The sequence below is a fragment of the Bacillus sp. EB106-06-01-XG163 genome, assembly GCF_058791615.1.
This window is the reverse complement of the sequence record NZ_JBYTDS010000022.1, coordinates 17,148-38,907: the sequence shown is the minus strand read 5'-3', so window position 1 is coordinate 38,907 and position 21,760 is coordinate 17,148. Positions and strand designations below refer to the sequence as shown.

The window sequence follows — 21,760 nt, the reverse complement described above, 5'->3', positions numbered from 1 at the left end:
CCGTCGCTCCAGTAGCTCCGGTTGGACCCGTGATTCCCGTCGCCCCAGTTGGTCCGGTATCTCCCGTAACCCCAGTTGGTCCGGTATCCCCCGTAACCCCAGTTGGTCCGGTATCCCCCGTAACCCCAGTTGACCCCGTCGCTCCAGTGGCTCCGGTTGACCCCGTCGCTCCAGTGGCTCCGGTTGACCCCGTCGCTCCAGTAGCTCCGGTTGGACCCGTGATTCCCGTCGCCCCAGTTGGTCCGGTATCTCCCGTAACCCCAGTTGAACCCGTCGCTCCAGTGGCTCCGGTTGGACCCGTAGTTCCCGTCGCCCCAGTTGATCCGGTATCTCCCGTAACCCCAGTTGACCCCGTCGCTCCAGTGGCTCCGGGTGGACCCGTGATTCCCGTCGCCCCAGTTGGTCCGGTATCTCCCGTAACCCCAGTTGACCCCGTCGCTCCAGTGGCTCCAGTTGGACCCGTGATTCCCGTCGCCCCAGTTGACCCCGTCGCTCCAGTGGCTCCGGTTGGACCCGTAGTTCCCGTGATTCCTGTTACTTCAACAAATGCGACATCGTCAATTAATACAACCGGAGTATTACTTGACCCGGCTGTTTTACTGATTAAAATTTGTGCCTGAACAGCTGCAGCCGGCGCAGCAGTTGTTGTTTGATAGACTTCAGTCCATGTATCAAATATAGTATTAGGCATGTTTCCTATTGTGACGTTTATGTTTAATCCGGTTCCTACCACTGCGTTTGAAGCATCTAAATATAAAACTCTCAGATTGATTTCAGGGTTTGCAATTGTGCCAATTTTGCCGAGAGAAATGAAAAGCTGAAATGATTGCTGCGGAGAGACAGGAACAGTTTGTGACAAGGAGGCACTCGTAATTCCGCCTGCAAATTGGGCGGAGAATGCTCCCGTATGAGCAAATGCAGACACAACCGAAGCACTCACTCCGCTCCAGCCTGTTAAGTCTCCGGATTCGAAACTTCCATTGTTTATGAGATTTTGAATCGCCAATCTATACCCTCCTTTCATCATTTTTGCTAGTACAAATCAACATAGCATATGCAGTTTTATCTATTATGGAAACTCAATTCGCGAGATTTCTGTTTATCCCCTATTTAAATGTACTATCCGATCATATTGATGGCACGGTTTGTCACATTAACACCTGTTACATTAACAGAACCGGCAACCGTTAATACCACATCATACGTGATGGCCCCGGCATACGGCGCCTGGTCTACGAATGTCAGCGGAATAATGAGAGACTGCCCGCCTGAGTAAAACAAATTCAATTCAAGCGTCTCTGAACTGACTGTTATTCCGTCTCTTTTCAGCGACAAAATCAGCTTCAGTGAAAAATCCGGGGATAAAGGCTCATGACTGATGTTGAGCTGTACCGTAGAATCTACTTTTATCAATTGAGAAGCTGCTGCTATAACTGTGCCGGACAGAATATTTGCCGGTGATCCATCCAAAGGAATGACGGCGGCATCAGCAGCTTGTTGAAAAGCCAGAATCGGTATGCCGCCGGGCGGACCCGGAGGACCGGGGGGGCCTTGAGAGCCCGGAAGCCCTGCCGGCCCTCTCTTCCCCGGAGGTCCTTGTACACTATTAGGAGAGCACAGCGCAGGATTCTTTTCTGAAAAGGAGGGAGTTTTATCACTTTCTATGTGAGAACAGCCATCAGAAATTTTTTCATTATATCTACGCGAATGCTCTGTATACCAGCTCTTCACATGACGGCTCATACATTTATAGTGAGAGCTTTGCCCAGTGAACGGATTATTTCGTTTCGCACTCATAAAATCACCTCAACCTTATGGTACTCAGGCGGTTTATACATTGTGAAACGTCCCATCAATCTCTTAGTTCAAAAAAAAGAAGGCAGATCGCATCTGCCTTCTTCTTACCATAACCCTAATACTTTCCACCATAATCCGCCGATCACAAGCCATGTCACAATATGGACGATTGACAGGATAAAGCCGATGGACCACCATTTGCTTTGCGATATATAGCCTGCTCCGAAAAAGACCGGAGCCGCTCCTGAGCCGTAATGCGTCGTCGAACCGAAAAGGTTGCTGAAAAACGCCAGGCTGAGCGCCGCCAACAGCGGCGGAGCGCCTGCCGCCACGATGACGGCGAGAAATGCCGCATACATGGCGCTGATATGCGCGGTTGCGCTCGCAAAGAAGTAATGCGTGTAATAATACACGACAATCAGAATCATAAATGCCACAATCCATGAAAAACCGGAAACAGAAGATTTCATCATATTGCTGAACCAAGACACCATGCCGAGCTCATTCAGGAAATTCGCCAGCATCACAAGCGCCGCGAACCAAGTCAGCGTATCCCATGCACCTTGTTCTTTTTTGATGTCCTCCCATGTTAATACCTGTGACAAAAGCAAAACGGATAATCCGATCAGGGCCGTCGTCGTTGCGTCAATATTTAAGCTTCCTCCGAAAATCCACAGCGCAAGCACTAATAAAAAGACGATGACCATGGAGAGTTCGGATTTTTTAAACGGACCCATTTCTTTCAATTTTTCCGTTGCGATTTTAGCCGCATCCGGTGTTTCTTTAATTTCCGGCGGATACAGCTTATAAATGACGAGCGGCGTAATAATTAAGCTCGCCAATCCCGGTACAATGGCTGCGATTGCCCAGCTTGTCCATGTGATGTCCACCCCTGCGACATCGTGGGCCAGCTTGGCGATCAGCGGGTTCGCCGCCATTGCCGTCAAAAACATCGCAGACGTAATCAAGTTTCCTTGAAAACCGGTTTTTAATAAGAAAGCGCCGATTTTCCGCTCTGTTCCGTCTGCCGGCGTTGATCCGAAAGTTTCGGATAATGATCTGATAATAGGAAAAATAATGCCGCCCGCCCGTGCCGTGTTGCTCGGAATGGCAGGTGATAAAATTAAATCACTGAAAAGCAGTGAATAAGAAAGGCCGAGTGTTTTCTTCCCGAACCGTTGTACGAATACGTAAGAAATCCTGGCGCCGAGCCCGGTTTTGATGAACCCCCGGGAAATAAAAAAGGCGATGACAATCAGCCAGATTGTCTTGTTTCCAAATCCGCTTAACGTATTTTCAATAGATAGCGTTCCCGTTAACGCGGTGACTGCCAATGCAAAAATTGCAATTGCGCCCATTGGCAAGGGCTTGGAGATAAAGCCGATAATTGTTGCGACAAAAATAGCGAACAAATGCCATGCTTTAGGTTCAAGTCCGGACGGCGCGGGAATAAACCAAATGATTAATCCCACAGCAACAGTAATAAGCAAAGGAATGATTTTTACTGCCTGCTGTTTTTTTGCGTCTTTTTCTGAAGCCATTACAGGTCTCCTCCTATTTTGTTGTCTTCCATCCCCTATCCCATTTTACTACTTAACTAAGTTAATAAACGTTTTTGTTAATTAAAAAACACAAAGGAATATTTTCCTTTGTGTTTCTTGTTTCTTATTTTAATATGCCCGACCCGGCTTTAGATATAACATCTGATTTTACATTTGATGATGAGCCGATGGAACCGTGCAATGACGGTGTCCAGCCGACGGACTGATTTAATCCGTTGGCGGCTGACGCGTTAATTGAGGCGCCGTTTAAAAGAGTGCCGTCTTCATGAAGCGCTTTTCCGCCGCTGAAGACGCTGATGACTTTATCAGCAGCCAGTCCCTTCACTTCAAAGACATTATTCTGGGCATATATTTTTGACGCATGTCCTGCGCCCCACGCATAGCTGAACGGGTATGCGGCGCTTTTAGAGCCTGCGTAAAAATTATTATAAATATGAACCTGCCCGTACCGGACCCGCGGTGCGCGCTGGACGATGTTCTGGTAATAGTTATGGTGAATGGTCACCTTCAGTTTTCCTTCATCCGACGTCTTGCTGTCGCTGTTTCCGATGACGGAGCCTTTGTCATGGTCATGATATTTATTATAGGACAATGTAATATAATTCGCCCCGTTGGCTATATCCGTCTGGCCGTCATGGTGCTGATATTTTCTCCCGTAATAGTAGGGAAAACCGCTGTCGGGATTCGATCCGTCATTAAAGGTGCAATGATCGATCCAGATGTGCGTCGCGCCGTTAATGGTGATATTGTCATATTCCGAGTTCCAGTTGCCGCTGCTGCCGTCCGTCGGGTCCCATTGCGGAAAATAGTCGTAAGCGTCTTGAAATTCAATGTTGCGGATGATGACATTGTCGACGCCGTTCTTAATATTAAAATTCCCGCCTGTCACTTTGGCATTTGAACCCGAGCCGATGATCGTCGTATTTGAAGGAATGTCAACCACGACCCGTGCCTTCTGGTTTTTTTGCGATCGCTGTCTGGCGTCTTCCTGGGTGCCTGACGGCGCTTTTTTTCCCCATTTGTCCGGGTCGTACGCCTTCAGATAGGCGTTCGGATCATATGCCGGATCTTTATAATCATCAAAGCCGAGCGTTTTATTGCGGTCGTCCGTATTCATATTGATTGTGCCTTGTATGTAAATAATCTTCGGTGTGCTGTTGGCGCTTCCCCCTAATGCAGAAACGAGCTGCTGTCTGTTTGATACGGTGTATACATTCGATGAAGAGGCTTTCGCGCCGCCGATTGTCCCGCCGGAAGCGGCTCCCCAGCCGTCATTTGTTCCTAACGTCTGCCGTCCCAGATCAGCGGCATAGACGTCCGCAGGGATCATACATAAACAAACCGCCAGCATAAATAACATTTTTTTCATGAATTGTGCTCCTCCTGTTTCTTTGTTCCAATTTATTACAATCGAATTGTATCAAATCAGTTGAGAAACAGCACCGAAAATGTACAGAATGTGCCTTTCGGTTTTATTGCGGAAACCGCAAAAAAATCCCAAGGGACCGAAAACCCCTTGGGATCTGTTCAGCTTACGCCCATGATTTTACTTTTTCGTTATCCGTGACAAACAGAAGAACTTTTCCTTCATCTAAGCGCTTTTCAAATTGCGATGCTTCCTCTTCCGAAAAGCCGATTTCGTGAATTTTGTTGCGGAGCTCGTCGCCTTTTTTATTAAACATATTGCCGACTGCGTGTTTAATGCCCGTTTCTTTCGCTCCGATGGTATTGACATCAGTATTATCGGCCAGGCGGTCCGTTCTGTCGTCATCATGAGAAAGCACATATACGTCTTCTTTTGCGACACCCAATTGCTGAAGCTCTTTTACGTCCTGCATCAGTTTTTGATCATTTGTATATTCTCTTACTACCGGTTTCATTGATAAGTCCTCCCTTTTGTTTTGTATATTGGATGTTTACCCGATCAATCAAGGATCAAACAAAAGAAAGAGAGTTCAGTGGGAAAACGGGCAGATTGTCGGTGGATATTTTCTGGCGGGACATGTTACAGTAGAAAAAGCAACTTTTATCAGAAAAATAAAAATCTTCATGAGCCGATTAAGCAGGGAGGTGGTTCCTATTCATTACTTTTCACCGGAACAGCGATTTAACGCTTGGGTTGTCAGTGATTTAGTGAAGCAGGTATTCCGCCGGCATACCCGCTGCCCGGATGGAATAAAAGAGCTTACGGCCTTTGCTGAAGATACTTTTCATATTAATATCGATTTCGTTTTCTCTATCATTATCAATATCGGTGATATCGAATCCGTTCTGCCGACAGAAATTGAAAATAGGCTGAGTTCTTATCTGACCGCGCTTCAGCCCGTGATTACCGCTGACATGCTTCATTCTTCAAAAACGAATGCCTATGAATATTTGGAACATGAGAAAAACACCGATGTGTACCGGTTATTCTATTAAATATGCATATAAGGAAAGAAGGGCCCTGGCCCTTCTTTTTTTATGGCCGCTGACGGTTTGATTTTGTAATCGGGAAATGGTTCGTGTTACATTTGGAACAACCACTTATCTTGAAGGAGGATTCAGTATGCCGAATCATCAGCAGCAAATTCAATTGGCAAGACGCCCCAAAGGCGTTCCCGCCCATGACGATTTCCGCTTTGAAACGATTGCCGTTCCCGAACCGAAAGACGGCGAAGTGCTTGTGAAAACGAGTTATGTGTCCGTTGATCCGTACATGCGCGGACGGATGCAAGATACAAAATCATATGTAGAGCCGTTCGCTTTAGATGAAGCCATAACAGGCGGAGTGATTGCCGAGGTTCTGACAGACGGCGATAAGCTGAAAAAAGGAGATGTTGTGATCGGAAATCTCGCATGGCAGGAATATTCAGCCGTCAATGAGTCCGCCCTCCGCAAGTTGGATACGGATATCGCACCCGCCCAGGCGTATCTCGGCATTTTAGGGATGACCGGACTGACCGCTTACTTCGGGCTGCTCGATATCGGCCGTCCGAAAAAAGGCGAAACCGTCGTCGTTTCAGGCGCGGCGGGCGCCGTCGGCTCAACAGTCGGACAGATTGCCAAAATCAAAGGCGCGCGGGTTGTCGGCATCGCCGGATCTGATGAAAAAATCGCGTATTTGAAAGAGGAGCTTCAATTTGATGAAGCCATTAATTACAAAACGGCGGATGATATTCAAAAAGCACTGGAACAGGCATGTCCTGACGGCGTCGATGTCTATTTTGACAATGTCGGCGGACCGATTTCAGATGCGGTGATAAACCTGCTGAATGAATTCGCCCGCATTCCGGTATGCGGAGCGATCTCATCGTACAATACCGAAAGTGAAGAAGAAGACATGGGCCCCCGCGTCCAGCCGAAGCTGATCAAAACAAAAGCGCTGATGCAGGGATTCATCGTCAGTGATTATGCTGACCGCTTTTCCGAAGGTGCGAAACAATTGGCCGAATGGCTTAAGGACGGAAAGCTTCATTATGAAGAAACGATTACGGAAGGATTCAGCCATATTCCTGACGCGTTCCTCGGCCTGTTTAAAGGAGAAAACAAAGGCAAACAGATCATCAAAGTCAGTGATCTAAGTTAACATGATGATAAAAAAAAGGAGGGCTTTGTCCCCTCCTTTTCTGTTTATTTGGGATCAGCCGCGAAGAATCAAAGTAAGAAAGCCGTCTTCATCAGGCTCCGTATCTTCCAAAGTGAATCCCGCTGCTTGAAAGCAGGCTAAACTGATTTGATTGTCTTTTTCGATGTTTGCCGCCCATTCCCGCACGCTGGTAAACCCAGGGTCAGTCAGCAGTTTTTGCAACATCTGTTTTCCGTACCCTTGAAGCTGGTACAAAGGATTGACGATCAATCCGATATACGCCCGCTCCTCCACAAACTCCATAGAGACCATGCCTGCCGGACACTCCCCGTCATATGCCATAATGACAGTATCGTCTTCATCTTTATTCAATCGTGCATACCACGCGTCTAATGGCAGCATCGCATCCATTCTCCGTCTGATATTATCGTTCTTAAACCAGTGTTCAAGTATTTTCAGCTCACGTTCCTTCAATATTTGAAATCTGTCTATTGAAACCATCTTCCCGCCCCCGCCTGAACCTTTTCTATTATTTTACAACAAAAAACGAAGGGCTTCCCGCCCTCCGTTTCTTATTTCTCAGATAATTTTCCGCCTGAATAAACGGCCTCTTTCAGCGCAATTCCGAGTGATTTGGCCATTTTTTTCAATTTGGATTCTTCCATCGGCGTGACAAGGCTGAGTACGGTTCCTTCTTTACCGGCCCGCCCCGTCCGGCCTGATCTGTGAATGTACCCGTCTTCATTCGGGATGTCCGCGTGAATGACGTACGGAAGATCATCGATATCGAGTCCGCGCGCCGCAATGTCAGTCGCCAGAAGCAGCGGAAATTCTCCCCGTTCAAACGCTGATAATATCTTTGCCCGCTCCATTTTTTTCGCTTCTCCGTGCAGAATGCCGAGATCCACGTGGTGATAGGCGAGTTTTTCCGCATAGACGCTTAAATTTCCGATATCTCTGACGAACACGAGCGCCTGCATGCCGTTCAGCCGTGACAGCTTTTGTAATAGCTTCACTTTATCCCGCTGATCGCAGACGAGATATTGATGCGTGACGCGCGCTTTTTCCGCCGTATTCCGCTCCACTTTCAAAACGGCCGGTTCGTGTGCGATGGTATTCAGCACCTGTTCTGTTTCCGGCTGCAGCGTAGCGGAAAAGCTTAAAAGCTGTCGGTCTTTCAGCGTCGTTTTAATGATTTTTTTCATCGTTTCGCGGTGTTCCTGTGTCACGAGCTGATCCGCTTCATCAAGAACGATCGTCTTGACTTCATGCATTTTCAGCTTTTTCGCCTGAATCAATTCGAGCACCCTGCCCGGTGTGCCCGCAATGATATGCGGTTTATTTTTGAGCTTTTCCACCTGCTTTTTCACGTTTGCTCCGCCGATCAAAGACAAAGCGCGAAGATCAGAGCCTTTTATCCACTCCTGAATCACTTGAAAAATCTGCATCACTAGCTCGCGGGACGGCGCTAAAATGATCACTTGCGGATGTTTCTGTTCCGGGTTGATCCGCTCCAGAACCGGAAGCGTGTACGCCAATGTTTTTCCCGTTCCCGTCGGGGATTCGGCGATGACGTCTTTCCCTTCCATAATCACCTGAGCGGCTTTTTCCTGAATGACGGTCGGCTCCTGAAAACCTGACGCCTCCCAGTTTTCGGCGATAAATGGTTGTGTATGCTGTAAAAATGGCCATGTTTGGGTCATGTCGTTCTCCTCAATTCTTAAAATCTACTCCATAGTATCTCAAATGCACGCGCCAAACGCAATTTTCTTTTTCCTTCCAAGCCTTTTAACAAACGGTCTCCTCCTTTATAATCATAAATGAGAAAGACACATGATAAAAAATGCGTGTCTGATAACGATAGAGGTGTAATGATGAGTATTTTATCCGTAAAAGAGTTAAGCCACGGCTTCGGTGACCGTGCGCTTTTTAACAATGTATCGTTCCGTCTTTTAAAAGGGGAGCACGTCGGCTTAATCGGAGCAAACGGCGAAGGTAAATCAACGTTTATGAATATTATTACCGGAAAGCTTGAGCCTGATGAGGGTAAGGTTGAATGGGCGAAAAACGTGCGCGTCGGCTACCTCGATCAGCATACCGTGCTTGAAAAAGGAAAAACGATCCGCGACGTGCTGAAAGATGCGTTCCATTACTTATTTGCGATGGAAGAGGAAATGAATGAGATTTACAACAAAATGGGCGAAGCGGACCCTGATGAGCTTGAGCAGATGCTTGAAGATGTCGGTGTCATTCAGGACGCCCTGACTAATAATGATTTCTATGTGATTGACAGCAAAGTTGAAGAAATCGCCCGCGGCCTCGGCCTGCAGGATGTCGGACTTGACCGCGACGTTACTGATTTAAGCGGCGGACAGCGGACGAAAGTGCTGCTCGCCAAACTGCTTTTAGAAAAACCGGAAATCCTTCTGTTGGACGAACCGACCAACTACCTTGATGAGCAGCATATTGAATGGCTGAAACGCTATTTGCAGGAATATGAAAATGCGTTCATCTTAATTTCTCACGACATTCCGTTTTTAAACAGCGTGATCAATTTGATTTATCATGTGGAAAATCAGGAGCTGACTCGTTATGTCGGCGACTACCATCAGTTTATGGAAGTCTACGAAGTGAAAAAACAGCAGCTCGAAGCCGCCTATAAAAAACAGCAGCAGGAAGTGGCTGAACTGAAAGATTTCGTCGCCCGCAACAAAGCGCGGGTCAGCACGAGAAATATGGCGATGTCCCGCCAGAAAAAGCTTGATAAGATGGATATGATCGAACTGGCGGCCGAAAAACCGAAACCGGAATTCCATTTCAAGCCTGCGAGAACGTCAGGCAAGCTCATTTTTGAAACGAAGGACTTAGTCATCGGCTACGATACTCCGCTGTCACGCCCGCTCAATCTCAGAATGGAGCGCGGACAGAAAGTCGCCCTATACGGCGCAAACGGCATCGGGAAGACGACGCTGTTAAAGAGCCTGCTCGGTGAAATCCAGCCGCTGGAAGGCACGGTGGAACGGGGCGAGCATCAATACACGGGCTATTTCGAGCAGGAAGTGAAAGAAACCAATAACAATACGTGCATCGAAGAAGTGTGGAGCGAATTTCCTTCCTTTACCCAGTACGAAATCCGCGCCGCCCTCGCCAAATGCGGACTGACGACCAAACACATTGAAAGCCGCGTCTCCGTTCTCAGCGGAGGAGAAAAAGCGAAGGTCAGACTGTGCAAGCTGATCAATTCAGAAACAAACCTGCTCGTGCTTGACGAACCGACAAACCACCTGGATGTCGATGCGAAAGAAGAGCTGAAACGCGCGCTGAAAGAATACAAAGGCTCCATTCTGCTGATTTCCCACGAACCCGAGTTCTACATGGATATCGCGACGGAAACATGGAATTGTGAATCTTGGACGACGAAAGTGCTGTAAACACAAAAAGGAACTCCCGCCTGTGCGGAAGTTCCTTTTTTTCTTAATGTCCGGCTTTTATTCCGGCGAGATGTTTGCGTCCCATTAGAAGGACAAGCATGCCGACAAAAACGACGATCCCGCCTACTGTATATGGAGTGCTTGCGGTGAAGTGTTCTGACAGCATTCCTGCAATCCACGGAGCGAGCGCACCGCCGATAAAACGGACTGAGCTGTAGGCTGAAGACGCGATTGAACGTTCAACCGGCGCAGAACCCATCACAGCGGTTGTCATGATCGTATTCACCATACCGAGAACAGCACCGGCGACAACGATACACGTAATGATCAACGTCTGATGGTCAGTCCAGATCCCCATGACGATGAGAATGACCGCAAAGGCGATAAAGAGAACGACGAGCGAACCCACTGTTCCCAGCGCTTTGTGCACGAGCGGCGCCGTAAAGACTGACGTAATTGCCAGCAATAAACCCCAGCCGAAGAAGACATATCCAAGGCCGTGTTCATCTAAATCCAGCACGAACGGAGAATAGGCAAGCAAAATAAAAAATCCAAAGTTGTATAAGAAAGCAGATACTGCCATTGTCAAAAGGCCTTTATATTTGAGCGCCTTCATCGCATCAAACACACCGACGCGTTTCGCCGGTTTCGGCAGCTTCGGCAGCATGAGTGAAATCGCGCAAAGCGCTATGAACATAAGGACAGACACTCCGAAGAACGGAGCGCGCCATGAGATGCTGCCAAGCTCTCCGCCTGCAAGCGGCCCGACAGAAATTCCCAGTCCAAGCGCGGCCTCATACAAAATAATGGCTTTGGCGCTGCCGCCGACGGATACCCCGACGATGACGGCAAGCGCGGTTGAAATAAAGAGAGCATTCCCAAGCCCCCAGCCGCCGCGATAGCCGACAAGCTGAGCGATTGAACTTGAGCTTCCGCCGAGGGCGGCAAACACGATGATAAAAATAAGTCCGAGAAGCAGCGTCCATTTTGCGCCGATCCGGCTGGAAATCGCGCCGGAGAAAAACATCATAAAACCGGTAACGAGCAAATAACTTGTAAATAATAGAGATACTTCACTAGGTGAAGCATGTAATTGTGCGGCGATCGCCGGAAGAATCGGATCGACAAGTCCGATTCCCATAAAGGAAATAACACAGGCAAACGCAACCGCCCAAACGGCTTTCGGCTGGCTGAATAAGCCTGTTTTCTGTTGTGATGATGTACCCATTTGACCAGACCTCCTGTTTCATCCATTAAAAGAAACGCTATATCCATAGCGTTTACAGCAAAATCATTCGATTGATTGAATGGCGCGGTCAGCTTTTTCTTTCATTCCGTTAAGGCGCGTTTTAAAATGCTGAAATGTGCTGATCTTCTCATCAATCATCTCAAGCTGGTGGTTCAAAGCGTGCTGAATCTCTTCCAGCTTTTCTTTCCGTTCCTTCGGATCCAGTGACAACAAGTACCCCTCTTTGTTTAATTCCAGCTGACGGCTCATCTCCATAAACTGCTGAAGCTCCTGAAGGGAAAAACCGAGCACTTCTTTTGTGCTGGTTACTTTTTCGAGCTCCTCCATATCATCTTCAGAGTATAGCCGGACGCCGCCTTCTGTCCGTTTAGGAGCAGGAATCAAACCAATCTCCTCGTAAAAACGAATGGTTCGTTTTGTCAATCCGCTTCGCTTGGCAACTTGATCAATCTTCATCCATTCCAAGGTGAATCCCCCTCTTGTCGTATCTGTTTCTATTATACACCATTTGAACCTTAACGTAAACGTTAACTTTTTATGCCTGATAAACTTTGCTTGGACAAAACGTTTGTCTTTAAAGCGCCGGGAGACATCTGTGTAAGATAAAAAAAGCCGGTATGACCCGCCATCTTTCTCGGGGGCCGTACCGGCTTTTCTTAATTCTCAAGTTCTTCAATCATCAGTGACAATTCGGTCCAGCGCTCCATCGCCGCTTCAAGCTCTTCAGCCGTTTTTGCCTGTTCGGCCATCAGTTCTTGAATCTTTCCGAAATCACTTCCCGCTTCAGCGATTTCCGCTTCCAGACGCTGATGCTTTTCTTCAAGGCCGGCGATTTTGTCTTCGATGCCGTCCCATTCGATCTGATCCTTATATGAAAGCTTTTTGCGCTTTTTCTTCGGCTCTTCCTCCGCCTTTTTCTCTTCGGCCGGCTGTTTTACCGCCGTCTTCTTCGCTTTTGCGTGTTCCATGTATTCACTGTACGAACCTTGGAAACGGGAAATGACACCGTGTCCTTCAAATACGATCAGGCGGTCAATGACGCGGTCAAGGAAATAGCGGTCATGGGATACGGTGATGACGACGCCTGGGAACTGTTCGATATAATCTTCGAGCACGCTTAATGTTTCCGTGTCCAGATCATTGGTCGGCTCATCTAAAAACAGCACATTCGGCTCCTGCATCAGTACATTCAGCAAGTACAGACGGCGCTTTTCCCCGCCCGACAGCTTTCTGATATATGTCTGCTGCATCGGACGCGGGAACAGAAAACGCTCAAGCATTTGTTCCGCGGTGATGACATCGCCTTCCGCCGTTTTGACGATTTCAGCCGTCTCTTTTATATATTCAATGACTTTCATATCACCGTTCATTTCGCTGTGGTCCTGGGTGTAGTAGCCGATCCGGACCGTCTGCCCGATGGTGATATTGCCGCTGTCAGGCTGAATTCTGCCGGCGAGGCTGTTTAAAAGTGTCGTTTTCCCGATTCCGTTCGGCCCGATGATGCCGATTCGTTCCCCCGGGATGACAAGCTCATTAAACTGGCTGATCAGCGCTTGGCCGTTATAGGTAATGGCGACGTTATCGGCTTCGATCACCTGTTTTCCGAGACGGTGGGAGCCGATCGCGAAATCGAGTGATCCGGAGACTGCCGGCCCTTTTTGCTCTTTGAGCGCCTCCGCTCTGTCCACTCTCGCTTTTTGTTTCGTCGAGCGCGCTTTCGCCCCTCTTCTGAGCCACGCCAATTCGCGGCGCAGGAGGTTTTGACGTTTTGTTTCTTTCTGCTCCGCCAGCGCTTCCCGTTCGGCCCGTTTTTCCAAGAATACTTCATAGTTTCCTTTATACGTATAAAGGCTGCCTCTCTCAAGCTCGTAAATTCTGTTCGTCACCCTGTTCAGAAAATATCTGTCGTGCGTGACAAGCATAACGGCGCCCGGATATTGCGATAAGTAGCCTTCCAGCCATTCAATCGTTTCATTGTCCAAGTGGTTTGTCGGTTCATCCAAAATGAGCAGGTCGGCCGGCTGGATGACGTTTTTCGCAATCGCGACGCGCTTTCTCTGGCCGCCGGACAGCTCGCTGACATCCTTCATCAGATCGGTGACGCCAAGTTTGGTTAAAACCGTTTTGGCTAACGTATTCGCCTCCCACGCATCATTCGCGTCCATTCGGCCCTGCGCATCAAGCAGCTGTTTCTGGCGCTGGTCATTTTCCGGTTCTTCATTCAGCGCCTGAAGCGCTTTTTCGTATTCTCTCATCGTTCTCATGACGGCTGATCCGCCGGAATAAATATGCTCAAGTACGGTTTGTCCGGCCGGAAGCTCAGGGTCCTGATGCAAAAACTCAATATGCACGTTTCCTGAGGCCGTAATCTCGCCTTCTTCCGTTGATTCAAGGCCGGCAATGGTTTTCAGAAGCGTAGACTTCCCCGTTCCGTTCGGGCCGATTAAACCGATTCTTTCATTCTCTTCAATATGAAAGGAGATATGGTCGAATAATGTCTTATCTCCGTATGTTTTATAAAGGTTTTCCGCTTTTATGATGCTCATGGTTCCTATCAATCCTCACGTAAGTTCATGTGTTCATTTTAAATCAGGCGCTGGAATAAAACTAGTAAAAGGACAGACAAATTTCTTGGAAGAGATCATTTTGTCCGAAGAATGTTTCCGCCTCTCCTTTTATACACTGGAGGGGAAGAGGTGATGACATGATCAGCGTCAGTTTGTGCGTTATCGTGAAAAATGAAGAGGAAGTGCTTGCGGGCTGTCTTGATTCCGTTAAAGACATTGCGGATGAAATTGTGATTGCTGATACGGGCTCGACTGACCGGACGAAAGAAATCGCGGCCCGTTATACGGATAAGATTTATGATTTTGAATGGATCGATCACTTTGCGGCCGCCCGTAACTTTGTGTTTTCGAAAGCAGAAATGGATTATATTCTGTGGCTGGACGCCGACGATATATTGACGGAAAAGGACCGTGAAAAGCTGATTGAACTGAAGGCGTCGCTTTCAAAAGAGGTGGACGCGGTATCCATGTATTATCACGTCGGCTTTGATGATCGGGGAGAGGTCAGCTTCAGATACCGCCGCAACCGACTCGTCAAGCGTGAAAAAGGGTTCCGCTGGATCGGAGCCGTGCATGAGTATCTTGAAGTATACGGAAACATCATAGAAACCGATATTGCCGTCACACACCGGAAATCCGAGAAAAAGCACTCGCCTCCCTCAGACCGCAACTTGAAGATTTATGAGAAAATGGCGGAAAACAGTGAAACGATGACACCGCGCGATTTGTTTTACTTCGCGAATGAATTAAAGGATCACGGCCAGTATCAGCGCGCCATCACGTATTATCACCATTTTCTTTCCACAAAACAGTGCTGGATCGAAGACGAGATCAGAACGTGCCAATATCTATCCGATTGCTACAGGGCGGTCGGCCATGAAGAGGCCGCCATGACGTCTCTCTTAAAATCATTTCTGATCGATTGTCCGCGGCCGGAGTTCTGCTGCAGGCTCGGCGACTATTTTGCGGAGAAACGGCAATACCGGCAGGGCGTGTTTTGGTATGAGCTCGCCCTATCCGCCAAAAGCAGTGATGCAGGCTTTACCCAGCTCGAATATTCCACCTGGTATCCCCATCTTCAGCTCTGCGTCTGCCACTGGCAGCTCGGCGACAGAGAAAAAGCGAAGATTCATAACGACAAAGCCGCCTCCTATCATCCGTCACATCCGAGTGTCCTGTATAATCAAAACGTGCTCGGCACATAACATCGAAAAAAAGAGCTGCCCCGTATGAAGGGCAGCTCCTTATTGATTACGCTGTCGGAATTCCTCCGCTTACACTGTAAATTTGGGATGTCACATAGCTCGATTCTTCTGAGGCCAAAAAGACATAAATCCCTGCTAGCTCCGCCGGCTGTCCGGCGCGCTTTAATGGAACGGCCGGTGTTTCCTTGCCGAATTTCGGAATGTTTTCACCGGGCTGTCCTCCCGAAATCTGCAGAGGCGTCCAGATCGGCCCCGGCGCTACCGAGTTGACTCTGATTCCTTTATTCGCCAGCTGCTTTCCTAAGCCGACGGTAAAACCGATAATGGCATGTTTCGTCGCGGCATAATCCAACAGCATCGGGCTTGGATTATACCCTTCTACGGACGTTGTCGTGATAATAGACGCGCCTTCCGGCAGATACGGAAGCGCGGCTTTGACGAGCCAATACAGCGAGAATACGTTGACTTCAAATGTTTGATAGATTTGTTCTGTGGCAAGATCGCTGATATCATCCACTGCCTGCTGTTTGCCGGCGACAAGAGCGAGCGTGTCAAGACCGCCAAGCTCTTGATACGCTTTTTCCGCCAATTCTCCGCAAAACGCTTCATCGCTTAAATCTCCCGGCAGCAGAACGGCTTTTCTTCCCTCTTTTTCAATTAACGCTTTCACTTCTTCGGCATCCGGCTGTTCCTCAGGCAGATAGTTAATGGCCACATCCGCCCCTTCCCGGGCATAAGCAATCGCGGCGGCCCGGCCGATACCTGAATCGCCGCCGGTGACGAGGGCTTTTCTTCCCTTCAGCTTGCCGGCTCCTTTATAGCTTGTTTCACCGCAATCCGGCACAGGCTTCATCTCTTTCTGCAAACCGGGCGGTTCTTGATATTGTTTTGGAAATTCATCATGATCATATTTCGTCAGCGGGTTGTGCAGATTTGCATCAGACATACAAGACTCTCCTTTATCATGGTGATGTATTCGTATGTGTACCCCTTTAGCATGACGGATCAAACGTGTAAGTGCAGTTTCCGATTGATAAAGGGAAAACAAAAAAGGAGCCCGTAAGCTCCCTTTTTTTATGACTCTCCGAGTACGTTTTCAGCCATTTTCGCTAAATGCTGGGCGCTTCCCGAAATTTCCTGCATCGTGGCAGAAATTTGTTCAACCGCCGCCGCTTGGCCGTTTGTGTTCTGGTTGATGGATTCAATAGAGTCTTCCAGCCCTTTCAGCAGGCTGTGGATTTTTTTCGTAATCTGGTCAATTTGGCCGACGTTGTCTTTTGAATGAGTGGCAAGCTTGCGGATCTCATCCGCCACCACGGAAAAGCCCTTGCCGGATTCTCCTGCTCTCGCGGCTTCAATGGCCGCATTCAAACCGAGCAGATTGCTTTGATCCGAGATGCCCTTGACAGTGACGGAAATGTCGGCGATTTCTCCCGCGCTTTCACTGACTTGTTTCGCCTGAGCGGAAATTCCGGTCATCTGTGCTGAGAAACCGCTGATGGATTCTGAGATATCCGCGATGGCCGAAGCGGTCTGTTCCACGACGGCGGACAGGCTTTCAGCGACATCATGAAGCTTGGCTGATTTTTCAAGGCTCGTGCCGAGACCGACGCCGCCGATGACTTTTCCGTTTTCATCATGAAGCGGAATCGCTCTGGCGATCAGCGGAAATCCGAAGAGCTCTTTCGGCACCATGCTTGTCTTCTTCTGATTCATGCGGATCGCGTCTGTAATGATGTCCCCTTTTTGCAGCGGGTCTCCCGGCTTTACATTAAGAGAAAACGTTTTAGCCGGAATATTCACGATTAATTTTTCTGTATCATAAATTCCGATGGTGATGTCATCTTGGATCAGGCTGTTTAAAAAAGGCGCAACTTTGACAAATGCGTCAAGCAGGCTGTGCGTTTGCTGCTCCGTCTGTATACTCATTTCTTTCACTCCTTCTTAATATGGGAATTGCCGTTTTTCATGCTGAACCGAAATCCATTTCAGCGTGGTGAATTCTTCAAGGCTCCATTCGCCGTTCAGCCTGCCGAGACCTGATTGCTTCTCGCCGCCGAACGCGACGTTCGGTTCATCATTAATGGTCGTATCGTTGACGTGAATCATGCCGGTTTCGATCCGCTTAGCAAACTCAACGCCGCGCTCAACGTTTGCCGTATGCACGGCTCCGCTTAAACCGAACGGTGTCGCGTTTGCGATGCTTACCGCTTCATCCTCCGTTTCAAACGGCATGATGCAGACGGCCGGTCCGAACAGCTCCTCCTTCGCAATGCTCATCTCAGGTTTCACATCTTTTAAAATGACGGGCTCAGCGACCGTTCCGCTGAATCGGCCGGACAGCACCGGAACCGCTCCCTCTTCTATCGCTTTTTCGACAGACCGTCTCAGACCTTCCGCCTGTCTCTCATTGATTAAAGGACCGATAACCGTATCAGGGTCCATCGGATCGCCGACTTTCAGCGATGACACTTTCGCTTCGTAAAGCTCTGTAAATTTGTCATATACAGATGTGTGAACGAGCACGCGGTTCGCCGACATACAGATCTGGCCTTGATGCGTAAACCGGCTGAATACGGCCGCATTGACGGCGTATTCAAGATCAGCATCCTCAAACACGATCAGCGCGCTGTTTCCGCCAAGCTCCAACAGCGGTTTTTTAAAGTGTTTGACCGCAAGCTGTCCGATATAGCTGCCCACTCCGGTTGAGCCTGTAAATGAGATTATCCGCGGGACGGGATGCTCAACAAAGCTGTCGCCGATCTCCCCGATATCCGTCACGATAACATTCAGCAGCCCGTCCGGTACGCCGGCCGCTTCAAAAATTTTCGCGATAAGCGTTCCGCCGCAGATCGGCGTTTCTTCATGAGGCTTCAGCACGACGCCGTTCCCCGCGCCGAGTGCCGGCGCAACAGATTTCATCGAAAGGAAAAACGGGAAATTAAACGGGCTGATCACTCCCACGACTCCGGCGGGTATTCTGTACAGCCTGTTTTCTTTTCCGTCAATCGTGGACGGGAGAATTTTCCCTTCCATCCGCACCGGAAATGTTGCGGCTTCTTTTATCATATTTTTGACAAGTCCGATTTCAAACTCAGCCTTCAGCCGTGTTCCGCCAAGCTCCTCCATGATTAAGTAAATAATCGCTTCTTCGTGCTCTTCAATGAAAGAAACGGCTTTTTCCAAAATGGCCCGCTTTTTAAAAGGGTTTACTTTGTCCCATTCTTGTTTCGCAAGAGCCGCGGCGCGATATGCCGCATCCACGTCATCAGACGTCGCTTTTTGGAATGAGGTGATAACTTTTTGAGTATAAGGATTTCTGTTTTCCAATACGTTCCGGCTGCTCCCATCCCTCCATCGGCCGCCGATAAACTGCTTATTTAGTTCTTCATATTGAAACATGTAAAACATCTCCCTTTCACCGAAACTTGAAATTAGTTGATGAGTCATCTTTTGTATCGGTCTTAAGGTGAGAAAATTGAACTATTTCACAATAAAATTCCCGTTCCTTCCGTGCATCGACGCTTTTTAGCTTTGTCCTTTTAAAGTGGAAAATTCTTTAATTGACTGTGAGAAATTTCGACAATATAATACAAACGTCAGTGTATATAATGATAAGAATATTATGAATTTTCAGGAGGACCCATATGTCTTTACTATTTCGGAAAAAGCCGCTGGCCGACTTAAAGGCCCAGAGCAAACAGACCAGCCTGTCCCGCTCGTTAAGCGCTTTTGACTTGGTTTTGCTCGGAATCGGCTGTGTTGTCGGCACGGGGATTTTTGTGATTACCGGGACTGTGGCCGCGACAGGCGCAGGACCGGCTTTGATTCTGTCGTTTGTGCTCGCGGGCCTTGCCTGCGCGCTCGCCGCGTTTTGTTATGCGGAATTTTCTTCATCCATTCCGATTTCAGGCAGCGTATATACGTATTCATATGTCACTCTCGGGGAGTGTCTCGCGTTTTTAATCGGATGGGACTTAATGCTTGAATATGTCATCGCGCTCGCCGCCGTCGCAACCGGCTGGTCATCCTATTTCCAGTCGCTTCTTGCGGGCTTCGGGCTGCATCTTCCGGAGGCGCTGACCGCCGCACCCGGCAGCAAAACGGGTGCCGTGTTCAACCTGCCGGCCGTTATCATTATTTTGGTCATTACCGCGATTGTTTCAAGGGGCGTGAAAGAAAGCACCCGCTTTAACAATGTCATTGTATTGATGAAAATTGCGATCATTCTGCTGTTTATCATCGTCGGTTTCGGCTACGTGAAACCGGAAAACTGGTCGCCGTTTATGCCGTTCGGAATGAAAGGCGTCATCACGAGCGCCGCGACCGTTTTCTTCGCGTATCTCGGATTTGATGCCGTGTCAAACGCGTCGGAAGAAGTGAAAAACCCGCAGAAATCAATGCCGGTCGGAATCATCGGCGCGCTCGCCATCTGCACCGTCCTTTACATTACGGTATCGCTCGTCCTGACGGGAATGCTTTCGTACACTAAGCTGAATGTCGGAGATCCGGTATCTTTCGCGCTCCAATTTGTCGGCCAGAACAAGATAGCAGGCATTATTTCCGTCGGCGCGATTATCGGGATTACAACGGTCATGCTCGCTCTGCTTTACGCTCAGGTGCGCCTTACATTTGCGATGAGCAGAGACGGCCTTTTGCCCCGCATGTTTTCCAAGGTTCACCCGCGTTTTAAAACACCGTTTCAAAACACATGGGTGACGGGAATCGTTGCCGCCGGGATCGCGGGTTTTATTGATTTGGGAACCTTGGCGCATCTCGTCAACATGGGAACCTTGGCGGCCTTTACGGTCATTGCGATCGCCGTCATCGTTTTAAGAAAGAAACATCCGGAGATCAAATCTTCCTTCCGTGTTCCTTTCGTGCCTTTTGTGCCGATCATCAGCGCATGCTTATGCCTGTATCTCGCAAGCAGCCTGCCGGGCGTGACATGGCTCGCCTTTGTCATCTGGATCGCCGCCGGGATCGTCGTTTATATGATGTATTCGAGAAAACACAGTTTGTTAAATAAATAAAAAGGGAGGCTCTTTTTTCTGTTTGAGAAAGAAGAGCCTTTTTTGCACTTGATAATTCATTCACCTTATGAATAATATGGTGTATGCTTCGTTTACATAAAAAGGAGGAGAATCACTTTGGCAATTGCCGCCCCGCTTAAAGAAAAACCTGTCCATCGTCCCGAGACAACCATGTATTCTATTTTGTTCATTATCGGGATCTGTCATCTGCTGAACGATTCACTGCAAGCGGTGATTCCGGCGATGTTTCCGATTTTGGAACGTTCCATGAATCTTACATTTACGCAGCTCGGAATTATCGCCTTTACGCTGAATATGGTGTCTTCCGTGATGCAGCCCGTCATCGGCTGGTATACGGATAAACGCCCGATGCCGTATGCCTTGCCGCTCGGACTCACCGCAAGCATGCTCGGCATTTTAGGTCTCGCGTTCGCCCCGTCTTTTCTGACGATTTTATGCTGTGTCTTTTTTATCGGCCTTGGCTCCGCCGTCTTTCATCCTGAAGGATCGCGTGTCGCCTACATGGCCGCCGGCGAAAAGCGCGGCTTGGCGCAATCGATTTACCAAGTCGGAGGGAATACCGGCCAGGCGATGGCGCCCTTGATTACCGCGCTGATTCTCGTTCCGCTCGGTCAATTCGGCTCTGTCTGGTTTACGCTAGTCGCCGCAATCGCTGTTCTGTTTCTCATTTATATCGCCAAATGGTATAAAGGCCGCCTTATTCATTTGCGGGCCGTAAGTAAAAAATCACCAGCCTCCGCTGTGCAGACCGTGATTACAAAACCGATTATTCTCGCCCTTATCATGATTATCTTCTTAATTTTCGCGCGCTCCTGGTATGTGAGCGCGATCGGCAACTTTTATACGTTCTATGCGATGAATGCCTATCATGTCAGCATTCAGCAGGCACAGAGCTACATCTTCGTCTTTTTATTTTTCGGAGCTGTCGGAACGTTTCTCGGCGGGCCGCTTGCAGACCGTTTCGGAAAGCGGAACGTCATCATCGTTTCGATGATAGCATCGGCTCCATTGACGATTTTCCTTCCGTTTGCGGGACCTGTCATCGCCTATGGCGTACTGGCGCTGATCGGTGTTGTTCTGATGTCCAGCTTCTCCGTGACTGTTGTCTACGCGCAGGAGCTTGTTCCAGGCAAAATCGGAACGATGTCAGGGCTTACGGTCGGGCTCGCCTTCGGAATGGGCGCGATCGGAGCCGTTGCGCTCGGAGCTCTTATTGATTCAGCGGGATTGACGCCGACCATGACAGCCGTCGCCTTTCTGCCCGTTTTAGGTCTGCTCGCCTTTGTCCTGCCGAGCGACAAAACATTAAAAGAATGGCATTCATAAA

At 48.7% G+C, this 21,760-nt stretch carries 19 protein-coding genes; 6 read left to right on the top strand and 13 right to left on the bottom strand.

Annotated features, from left to right (window positions below; translation table 11 throughout):
* The 5 genes from AC3WTF_RS18810 to AC3WTF_RS18790 all read right to left on the bottom strand — a co-directional run.
* On the bottom strand, positions 1 to 1,000 hold a 1,000-nt coding region (locus AC3WTF_RS18810), incomplete at its 3' end, for an NTTRR-F1 domain (RefSeq protein ID WP_492314333.1).
* 119 nt (positions 1,001 to 1,119) lie between these two features.
* Positions 1,120 to 1,413 carry a hypothetical protein gene (locus tag AC3WTF_RS18805; RefSeq protein ID WP_223254693.1) on the bottom strand — a complete coding sequence of 98 codons (294 nt, stop codon included), beginning with the start codon at positions 1,411 to 1,413 and terminating at the stop codon, positions 1,120 to 1,122.
* A 488-nt stretch (positions 1,414 to 1,901) separates the two neighbouring features.
* Positions 1,902 to 3,338, bottom strand: a complete 1,437-nt coding sequence (locus AC3WTF_RS18800; protein WP_007408966.1) for an anion permease — start codon at positions 3,336 to 3,338, stop codon at positions 1,902 to 1,904.
* Positions 3,339 to 3,462: 124 nt separating this feature from the next.
* On the bottom strand, positions 3,463 to 4,728 hold the full coding sequence (locus tag AC3WTF_RS18795; RefSeq protein WP_327948220.1) for a pectate lyase: 1,266 nt from the start codon (positions 4,726 to 4,728) through the stop codon (positions 3,463 to 3,465).
* Positions 4,729 to 4,891: 163 nt separating this feature from the next.
* The gene (locus AC3WTF_RS18790; RefSeq protein ID WP_003155650.1) at positions 4,892 to 5,239 is read right to left on the bottom strand and encodes a YflT domain-containing protein; all 348 of its coding nucleotides are present in this window, start codon (positions 5,237 to 5,239) and stop codon (positions 4,892 to 4,894) included.
* Between the two features lie 190 nt (positions 5,240 to 5,429).
* On the opposite strand from AC3WTF_RS18790, the gene AC3WTF_RS18785 reads away from it, so the two are divergent.
* Positions 5,430 to 5,780, top strand: a complete 351-nt coding sequence (locus AC3WTF_RS18785; protein WP_050498191.1) for a DUF3212 family protein — start codon at positions 5,430 to 5,432, stop codon at positions 5,778 to 5,780.
* A 127-nt stretch (positions 5,781 to 5,907) separates the two neighbouring features.
* Positions 5,908 to 6,927, top strand: coding sequence for an NADP-dependent oxidoreductase (locus tag AC3WTF_RS18780; RefSeq protein ID WP_007408963.1), 1,020 nt, complete (start codon positions 5,908 to 5,910; stop codon positions 6,925 to 6,927).
* A 54-nt stretch (positions 6,928 to 6,981) separates the two neighbouring features.
* Here AC3WTF_RS18780 and AC3WTF_RS18775 read toward each other — a convergent pair whose 3' ends face one another.
* Both AC3WTF_RS18775 and AC3WTF_RS18770 read right to left on the bottom strand, forming a co-directional pair.
* Positions 6,982 to 7,428, bottom strand: a complete 447-nt coding sequence (locus AC3WTF_RS18775) for a GNAT family N-acetyltransferase (RefSeq protein ID WP_007408962.1) — start codon at positions 7,426 to 7,428, stop codon at positions 6,982 to 6,984.
* Positions 7,429 to 7,499: 71 nt separating this feature from the next.
* The gene (locus tag AC3WTF_RS18770) at positions 7,500 to 8,630 is read right to left on the bottom strand and encodes a DEAD/DEAH box helicase (RefSeq protein ID WP_007408961.1); all 1,131 of its coding nucleotides are present in this window, start codon (positions 8,628 to 8,630) and stop codon (positions 7,500 to 7,502) included.
* 171 nt (positions 8,631 to 8,801) lie between these two features.
* Here AC3WTF_RS18770 and AC3WTF_RS18765 point away from each other — a divergent pair, with 171 nt between their 5' ends.
* Positions 8,802 to 10,358, top strand: a complete 1,557-nt coding sequence (locus AC3WTF_RS18765) for an ABC-F family ATP-binding cassette domain-containing protein (protein WP_129003988.1) — start codon at positions 8,802 to 8,804, stop codon at positions 10,356 to 10,358.
* Between the two features lie 43 nt (positions 10,359 to 10,401).
* Here AC3WTF_RS18765 and AC3WTF_RS18760 read toward each other — a convergent pair whose 3' ends face one another.
* The 3 genes from AC3WTF_RS18760 to AC3WTF_RS18750 all read right to left on the bottom strand — a co-directional run bounded on the left by AC3WTF_RS18760 (position 10,402) and on the right by AC3WTF_RS18750 (position 14,153).
* Positions 10,402 to 11,586, bottom strand: coding sequence for an MFS transporter (locus tag AC3WTF_RS18760; RefSeq protein WP_129003990.1), 1,185 nt, complete (start codon positions 11,584 to 11,586; stop codon positions 10,402 to 10,404).
* 63 nt (positions 11,587 to 11,649) lie between these two features.
* Positions 11,650 to 12,072 (bottom strand): MerR family transcriptional regulator, encoded by a 423-nt coding sequence (locus tag AC3WTF_RS18755; RefSeq protein WP_003155658.1) that lies wholly within the window; start codon positions 12,070 to 12,072, stop codon positions 11,650 to 11,652.
* Positions 12,073 to 12,263: 191 nt separating this feature from the next.
* Positions 12,264 to 14,153, bottom strand: a complete 1,890-nt coding sequence (locus AC3WTF_RS18750; RefSeq protein WP_129003992.1) for an ABC-F family ATP-binding cassette domain-containing protein — start codon at positions 14,151 to 14,153, stop codon at positions 12,264 to 12,266.
* A 158-nt stretch (positions 14,154 to 14,311) separates the two neighbouring features.
* Here AC3WTF_RS18750 and AC3WTF_RS18745 point away from each other — a divergent pair, with 158 nt between their 5' ends.
* Complete coding sequence (locus AC3WTF_RS18745; protein ID WP_020955481.1) at positions 14,312 to 15,379, top strand: tetratricopeptide repeat-containing glycosyltransferase family 2 protein; 1,068 nt, start codon at positions 14,312 to 14,314, stop codon at positions 15,377 to 15,379.
* A gap of 46 nt (positions 15,380 to 15,425) precedes the next feature.
* Here the strand turns inward: AC3WTF_RS18745 and AC3WTF_RS18740 are convergent, their stop codons facing one another.
* From AC3WTF_RS18740 to yfmT, 3 genes are all read right to left on the bottom strand, one after another.
* Positions 15,426 to 16,325, bottom strand: a complete 900-nt coding sequence (locus tag AC3WTF_RS18740) for an SDR family oxidoreductase (RefSeq protein ID WP_007408956.1) — start codon at positions 16,323 to 16,325, stop codon at positions 15,426 to 15,428.
* Between the two features lie 128 nt (positions 16,326 to 16,453).
* Entirely contained in the window at positions 16,454 to 16,858 is a 405-nt protein-coding gene (locus AC3WTF_RS18735) for a methyl-accepting chemotaxis protein (RefSeq protein WP_369878808.1), read from the bottom strand.
* Positions 16,859 to 17,323: 465 nt separating this feature from the next.
* Complete coding sequence (gene yfmT / locus AC3WTF_RS18730; protein WP_047935431.1) at positions 17,324 to 18,781, bottom strand: benzaldehyde dehydrogenase; 1,458 nt, start codon at positions 18,779 to 18,781, stop codon at positions 17,324 to 17,326.
* A gap of 245 nt (positions 18,782 to 19,026) precedes the next feature.
* Between yfmT and bcaP the strand changes: the two genes are divergently transcribed.
* Positions 19,027 to 20,412, top strand: a complete 1,386-nt coding sequence (bcaP, locus tag AC3WTF_RS18725) for a branched-chain amino acid transporter BcaP (RefSeq protein WP_007408953.1) — start codon at positions 19,027 to 19,029, stop codon at positions 20,410 to 20,412.
* Positions 20,413 to 20,529: 117 nt separating this feature from the next.
* On the top strand, positions 20,530 to 21,759 hold the full coding sequence (locus AC3WTF_RS18720; protein WP_007408952.1) for an MFS transporter: 1,230 nt from the start codon (positions 20,530 to 20,532) through the stop codon (positions 21,757 to 21,759).
* Position 21,760 lies beyond the last annotated feature (1 nt).

Bases quoted from the DNA above. Each gene is read 5' to 3' on its own strand.
- AC3WTF_RS18800 (WP_007408966.1), bottom strand. From the start codon at position 3,338: ATGGCTTCAGAAAAAGACGCAAAAAAACAGCAGGCAGTAAAAATCATT.
- AC3WTF_RS18795 (WP_327948220.1), bottom strand. From the start codon at position 4,728: ATGAAAAAAATGTTATTTATGCTGGCGGTTTGTTTATGTATGATCCCT.
- AC3WTF_RS18790 (WP_003155650.1), bottom strand. From the start codon at position 5,239: ATGAAACCGGTAGTAAGAGAATATACAAATGATCAAAAACTGATGCAG.
- AC3WTF_RS18780 (WP_007408963.1), top strand. From the start codon at position 5,908: ATGCCGAATCATCAGCAGCAAATTCAATTGGCAAGACGCCCCAAAGGC.
- AC3WTF_RS18775 (WP_007408962.1), bottom strand. From the start codon at position 7,428: ATGGTTTCAATAGACAGATTTCAAATATTGAAGGAACGTGAGCTGAAA.
- AC3WTF_RS18770 (WP_007408961.1), bottom strand. From the start codon at position 8,630: ATGACCCAAACATGGCCATTTTTACAGCATACACAACCATTTATCGCC.
- AC3WTF_RS18765 (WP_129003988.1), top strand. From the start codon at position 8,802: ATGAGTATTTTATCCGTAAAAGAGTTAAGCCACGGCTTCGGTGACCGT.
- AC3WTF_RS18760 (WP_129003990.1), bottom strand. From the start codon at position 11,586: ATGGGTACATCATCACAACAGAAAACAGGCTTATTCAGCCAGCCGAAA.
- AC3WTF_RS18750 (WP_129003992.1), bottom strand. From the start codon at position 14,153: ATGAGCATCATAAAAGCGGAAAACCTTTATAAAACATACGGAGATAAG.
- AC3WTF_RS18745 (WP_020955481.1), top strand. From the start codon at position 14,312: ATGATCAGCGTCAGTTTGTGCGTTATCGTGAAAAATGAAGAGGAAGTG.
- AC3WTF_RS18740 (WP_007408956.1), bottom strand. From the start codon at position 16,325: ATGTCTGATGCAAATCTGCACAACCCGCTGACGAAATATGATCATGAT.
- AC3WTF_RS18735 (WP_369878808.1), bottom strand. From the start codon at position 16,858: ATGACCGGAATTTCCGCTCAGGCGAAACAAGTCAGTGAAAGCGCGGGA.
- yfmT (WP_047935431.1), bottom strand. From the start codon at position 18,781: ATGTTTCAATATGAAGAACTAAATAAGCAGTTTATCGGCGGCCGATGG.
- bcaP (WP_007408953.1), top strand. From the start codon at position 19,027: ATGTCTTTACTATTTCGGAAAAAGCCGCTGGCCGACTTAAAGGCCCAG.